The 2031-nt window shown below is 69.4% G+C and carries 2 protein-coding genes; both read left to right on the forward strand.

Annotated features, from left to right (window positions below):
• Positions 1-1628 (forward strand): amino acid adenylation domain-containing protein (locus tag HNR57_RS39085; RefSeq protein ID WP_184568189.1); only part of this gene is annotated, 1628 nt, incomplete at its 5' end.
• The coding region (locus tag HNR57_RS40515; protein ID WP_221343547.1) for a condensation domain-containing protein at positions 1628-2031 on the forward strand (404 nt) is incomplete at its 3' end. The genes HNR57_RS39085 and HNR57_RS40515, both read left to right, overlap by 1 nt.

Consider the following 2031-nt stretch of genomic DNA (forward strand, 5'->3'; position numbering starts at 1 on the left):
CCTATCTGCCCGTCGACCCGGCCTACCCCGCAGAGCGGATCACTTTCGTTCTGGAGGATGCGGCTGCTGCGGTGGTGGTGACCGGCCGGGCGCAGACCGGCCTGCTGCCCGGGGGGCTGCAGCAGATCGTGCTTGACGAGCCGTTCGTGGCCGGGGAGTTGGCGGCTTTGGACGCCTCGCCGCTGTCGGATGCGGAGCGGAGTGGGGCACTGCTGGACGCGCACCCCGCGTATGTGATCTACACCTCGGGGTCGACGGGCCGGCCCAAGGGCGTGGTGGTCACGCACGCGAACGTGACGCGGCTTTTCGCGGCGACCGAGCACTGGTTCGAGTTTGGGGCCACCGATGTCTGGACGTGGTTCCATTCGTTCGCGTTCGACTTCTCCGTGTGGGAGCTGTGGGGCGCGTTGCTGTACGGCGGGCGCTTGGTGGTCGTCCCGTTCGAGGTGTCGCGTTCCCCCCAGGACTTCCTGCGGCTGCTGGTCCGTGAGCGGGTGACCGTTCTCAACCAGACCCCGTCGGCGTTCTACCAGCTCATGCAGGCCGAGGCGCAGGAGTTGCAGCCGGGGCAGGAACTTGCGCTGCGTACCGTGGTGTTCGGCGGCGAGGCTCTTGACCCGGCCCGGCTGCGGGAGTGGTACGCCCGTCACCCGCAGGACGCGCCGCGGCTGGTCAACATGTACGGCATCACCGAGACCACCGTGCACGTCACACACGCGCCGTTGGACACGGCCGCGGCCGTGGAGGGTGCGCCGAGTGTCATCGGCCGGGGGATTCCTGATCTGCGGCTGTACGTGCTCGACCGGCGGCTCCAGCCGGTCCCCGTCGGGGTGCCTGGTGAGCTGTATGTGGCAGGGGCGGGTCTGGCCCGTGGCTACCTGAGCCGCCGTGCGCTGACTGCGGATCGGTTTGTGGCCTCCCCCTACACGGGGTCCGGTGAGCGGATGTATCGCACGGGTGACGTGGTGCGGCGGACCGCCGGTGGAGTGCTCGAGTTCGTGGGCCGGGCGGATGACCAGGTGAAGGTCCGGGGTTTCCGGATCGAGACCGGTGAGGTCGAGGCCGTGCTGGCCGCTTGCCCGCAGCTTGCCCAGGTGTCGGTGGTCGTGCGTGAGGACATCCCTGGTGACAAGCGTCTGGTTGCCTATGTGGTGGCCGCCGAGGCCCCGGACGGGACCGTGGACGACGGGATGCCCGAAGCGGCACGGAGGTTCGCCGCTGAGCGCCTGCCCGGCTATATGGTTCCGGCCGCGGTCGTGGTCCTGGACGCGCTGCCGCTGACGGTGAACGGGAAGCTGGATCGCAAGGCGCTGCCCGCCCCGGAATACGCCGTCACGGCGGGCTCCGGCAGGGGCCCGTCGACCCCCGAGGAAGAGGCCCTGTGCGAGGCGTTCGCCCAGGTCCTCGGGGTGAAGGAGGTCGGAGTCGACGACGACTTCTTCGCCCTTGGCGGGCACTCCCTGTTGGCCGTCCGGCTGGTGAGCCGCATCCGGGTGGCACTCGGTCTGGAGTTGAGCATCGGGGCGCTGTTCGAGACGCCGACGGTGGCAGGGCTCGCACAGCAGCTTGGAAAGAAGAAGTCAGCTCGGCCGGCGTTGCGGCCCATGCGTAACCAGGGGGATTCCTGATGTTTCCGTTGTCATTCGCGCAGCGCCGCCTGTGGTTCATCGAGCAGCTCCAGGGGCCCAGCCCCACGTACAACATCCCGACGGCCCTGCGCCTTTCGGGCCGGGTGGACACCGGGGCGCTGGATGCCGCGCTGCGGGACGTCATCGGCCGCCACGAAGTGCTCCGGACGGTGTTCGGGGTGGCCGAGGGCGAGCCGTACCAGCGGGTCCTCGACCTCGCGGACGTCGCATGGCAGCTCCACATCGTCGACCTGCCCGCCACCGCGGACGGACCGGCCGATCTAGCCGGCGCCATCGACGGCGCCACGCGGTACGCGTTCGACCTGTCGTCCGAAGTGCCGATCCGTGCTTGGTTGTTCCGTGCTGCTCCTGGTGAGCAGGTGCTGGTTGTCGTGGTGCACCA

The organism is Streptomyces paradoxus, assembly GCF_014202475.1.
GTDB classification, from domain to species: Bacteria; Actinomycetota; Actinomycetes; order Streptomycetales; family Streptomycetaceae; genus Streptomyces; species Streptomyces paradoxus.